Here is a 3,313-nt window from a genome sequence, read left to right as displayed (position 1 = left end):
GCCGGCGACCGAGAGCAACGACCGCTACCCGCGCTACCTCTACGACGACCCGAGGGCCAAATTGGTGTCGCCCTTGCTGCGCGGATCGTGGGCGCACGTCGGTTCGCTGGCGGGGCCGGGCAGCCATGGTGCGGTCACTGGTGTGCACGTCATCCTCTCCGAGGGTGCCGATGACGCCGCCCGCGAGCAATGGGCATCCGCAGTGCTGGACACCGGGCTCTTCTACGCGGCGTCGCGCTTCAAACTCATCGACGAGCCTGCGCGTGCGGAGGCGTCGGCCGGCGGTAGGTTGCTTTCCTTTCCCGAGCCGCCGACGTGGCTCGAGATTTTCGAGACCGACCGGCAGGATCCGCTGACCGCCTACTCGCGCACGCTTGAGGCTCTCGCGGGCAGTCGGCGCGCTGCGGAGATCCAGGAGCGCCGGGGCGGATCCTTCAAGTTCTACTCGGGCTACCAGGCCGCTTTGCCGAGCGACGCTAGCCGGTGAGGGCGGTTACGCCTAGGTGGCCGGTTATTGAGTTGTAGCGTTCGGCGTAGAGGGTGGTGCAGCGGTTGGAGGCGCAGCCGGAGCCGGCGAAGACGATGCCTCGGATGGTGGCTGTGGTCGAGGTTGGGCGGCTGTAGAGGGGGCCGCCGGAGTCGCCGTTGACGATCGCGGTTTTGCCGCCGCGGGTGGCTCGGATGACGTAGGTGGTGCAGCCGTCGGCGTCGCAGTACTTCGCTGACGTGGAGCGGACTGTGATTCCGCAGACGGAGGTGCTGAAGGAACCCGACTGGCAGACGGTGGCGCCGACGGCTGGATCGCCGCCGCCTTTGACGGTGCGGGTGTCGGCGGAGTCGCCCGGGCCGTCGGTCCAGATCTTCGCGCCGTACGAACTGCCGGCCATCAGGGACTGGTCGTAGTCGGGGTAGTTCGTCCGCACTGTGGTGGTGCCGTAGTAGTTCTTCCCCGAGCGCCAGACCGTGCCGACGCCGCCACAGTGTCCGGCGGTCACGGAGCCACGGGTCTTGTTCGACCGGCGTACTACGGAGAAACCGGCTGTGCAGTTCTTCGAGGCGGAGCTGATCCGGGCGCCACCCCAGTGGCCGCCCGTCGGGGTGTCGTCGAAGCGGGACATCCGCTGTGGGCTTCCGGCCACAGCGGAGACCCCTGCCAACGACTGCAGACCCGAGGTGCTCGCGGCCGAGGTGGTGGCGCGGTCGTACTCGACCAAGACGTTCTCAGTCGCCGGGTCGAGGTCGGCCGTGAACACCGTCTTCCCCGCATCGCCAGACCACTTGCGCGCGGAGACCGCGTTCCACGCGGCGGCGATCGACTTGGCTGAGTGGCAACTGCGTTCGACGTCGATCATCGGCATGCCTTCGGCCGGCACGTGCTTCTCCATTGCGGACTGGTACCTGTCCTCGTCGACCACGGAGTCGTCGACCACGACCTTGAAGCCGGTCGCCTGAGTCCCCAGTACGCCGACGACGCCCTGACTGAGCCCGAACGGCAGACCTGAGGTCGGGCGACCCGTGTCGGTCAGCGGCTCGATCGAGCGCACGGCGGCCGAGACACCTTCGCCTATGGCCTGGCCGAGCGGGCGTGGATCCGAGGAACTGGTCGGCTGCGACAGGCGCTTGGCGTCGGCCGAGGTGGTCGCCGGATCCGCGTGTGTGCAGACGGCCGATGAGGCGGTCGACGGCAGGGCCGGGAGGGTGACTGCGATGAGTGACAGTGAACCTAGAGCGATCAGCGGGACGGTTGCTGCGAGTCGCACTAAGCTCCCCAATCGGGTGGACGGCCTCCGTCATCGTCCGGTGAAGGACTGCGCTTAGTCAATAGGTGATCACGGTCCGCAAGCAAATTTGACTACCGTGCGCGAGCGTAGGTCGCAACTTCTCGCCCGTCCGCAGCGTAGAAACGCAGCGTCGTCTGAGTGCTGTCGACCCGCTTCGCGACCGCGAGTACGCCGGTGTGCGGCACGTTCTGGCACTCGATCAGGCGCTGGCCGTTCGCCTGGCTGCTGAATTCGCCGCGCTGGCCGATGCTGAACGTCCCGCTGATCGCGTTGCAGCCGTCGGACCCGGTCCAGGTGCCGTCCGGCGCGAAGGTGAGGGTCGGGTCGTCCGGGCGAGCCGTCTTCAAGGTGGCGAAGCCATCCAGTCTCACCGGCCGCCAGGTGCCGGACAACATCTGCGGGGTGGTCACAGCTGCCACGGCGCCTGCCGAGGTGGCTGGGGCCGCGCTGGCAGCCGGCTCCGGCGATGCGGCCGGACCGCCGCCCGAGAGGCTGAAGCCGATCGCGGCGACCAGGGCCACAGCGGCCGCGGCGCCGCCGGACGCGATCCACGTACGGCGCTGGGCCTGCTTGGCGCCGGTTGTCGCCCGGGCGGTCAGGTCAGGTGCGGGAGGAACGGAAGCAGCGGCACGCTCGAACGTCTCCCGCAGGTCTTCCTCTAGCTCTGTCTTGCTCACGGCAACCTCTCATCAACACGGTGGGACTGCCTCGTCCGCCGCAGCGTGGCGAGCGCTCTGCTCGCGGTGGCGCGCACGGAGGACGGTTTGATGCCGAGCAGGTCGGCGATCGTCCGGTCGTCCAGGTCCTGGTAGTAGCGCAGCACCAGGACGACCCTCTCCCTGGCCGACAACGTGGCGAGGGCTCGCCAGAGGTCGTCGGAGTTCACGATGTCCGTGGCGGGATCAGGCACCGTTCGGTCGGGGTCGAGCTCGGCGGCCGGGGCCTCGGTGAAGGACCGGCGACGCGTCATCGACAGGTAGGAGTTGATCAGGATCCGGCGGACGTAGGTGTGCGGGTCGTCGGCTCGCTGCACCTTGCGCCAGGACCGGAACGCCTGCATCAGCGCGATCTGGGCCAGGTCCTCGGCGCGCTGGTAGTCGCCGGAGACGGTGAAACCGAGACGCACCAGTTCCTGCCCGCGCGCGGACGCGTACTCCTCGAACTCCACTCGCAACTCCCCAACTGGGCGTACAACACCTCACACCTATTAGACGCATCGAGCTACCCAGTGTGCTGCAGAGATTCACACACAGTTGCATCTCAGCCCAGCAGGCTCAGCCGAGCAAGCTCAGCTGACGAGGAAGGCTCGGACCTCTTTCCGCCCGGTGAGATCGGACGGGTTCCCCTGGACGCCATGACCGCTCCCCGGTACTACGACCAGTCGCGCCTGGCGGGCGTGGTCCCTCTCCCACGTGGCCCACGAGGTCGGGCAGAAGAGGTCGTTGCTGCCATGCAGGATCAAGGTCCGGGGGAGTAGTTCCTGCGCGGCCGGGTACGCCGAAGCGCGTGCTGCCGGCCACCGCAGGCAGCCC

At 68.2% G+C, this 3,313-nt stretch carries 5 protein-coding genes; 1 reads left to right on the top strand and 4 read right to left on the bottom strand.

Annotated features, from left to right (window positions below; all coding sequences use genetic code 11):
* A partial coding sequence (locus tag VFG33_RS06655; protein ID WP_325023500.1) for a hypothetical protein occupies positions 1-487 on the top strand: 487 nt, incomplete at its 5' end.
* Here the strand turns inward: VFG33_RS06655 and VFG33_RS06650 are convergent.
* The 4 genes from VFG33_RS06650 to VFG33_RS06635 all read right to left on the bottom strand — a co-directional run.
* Complete coding sequence (locus VFG33_RS06650) at positions 477-1,760, bottom strand: trypsin-like serine protease (RefSeq protein ID WP_325023498.1); 1,284 nt, start codon at positions 1,758-1,760, stop codon at positions 477-479. The genes VFG33_RS06655 and VFG33_RS06650 overlap by 11 nt on opposite strands.
* Positions 1,761-1,852: 92 nt before the next feature.
* A complete protein-coding gene (locus VFG33_RS06645) occupies positions 1,853-2,458 on the bottom strand; it encodes an META domain-containing protein (protein WP_325023497.1) in 606 nt (201 codons plus the stop codon).
* Positions 2,455-2,949, bottom strand: a complete 495-nt coding sequence (locus VFG33_RS06640; RefSeq protein WP_325023495.1) for a SigE family RNA polymerase sigma factor — start codon at positions 2,947-2,949, stop codon at positions 2,455-2,457. The genes VFG33_RS06645 and VFG33_RS06640 overlap by 4 nt, the downstream gene beginning before the upstream one ends.
* A 120-nt stretch (positions 2,950-3,069) precedes the next feature.
* On the bottom strand, positions 3,070-3,313 hold a 244-nt coding region (locus VFG33_RS06635; RefSeq protein ID WP_325023493.1), incomplete at its 5' end, for an alpha/beta fold hydrolase.

It is taken from the genome of Kribbella sp. (assembly GCF_035687465.1).
Classification (GTDB): domain Bacteria; phylum Actinomycetota; class Actinomycetes; order Propionibacteriales; family Kribbellaceae; genus Kribbella.
Note: the sequence above shows the minus strand (reverse complement) of the source record. Positions and strands in the feature narration are given on the sequence as shown.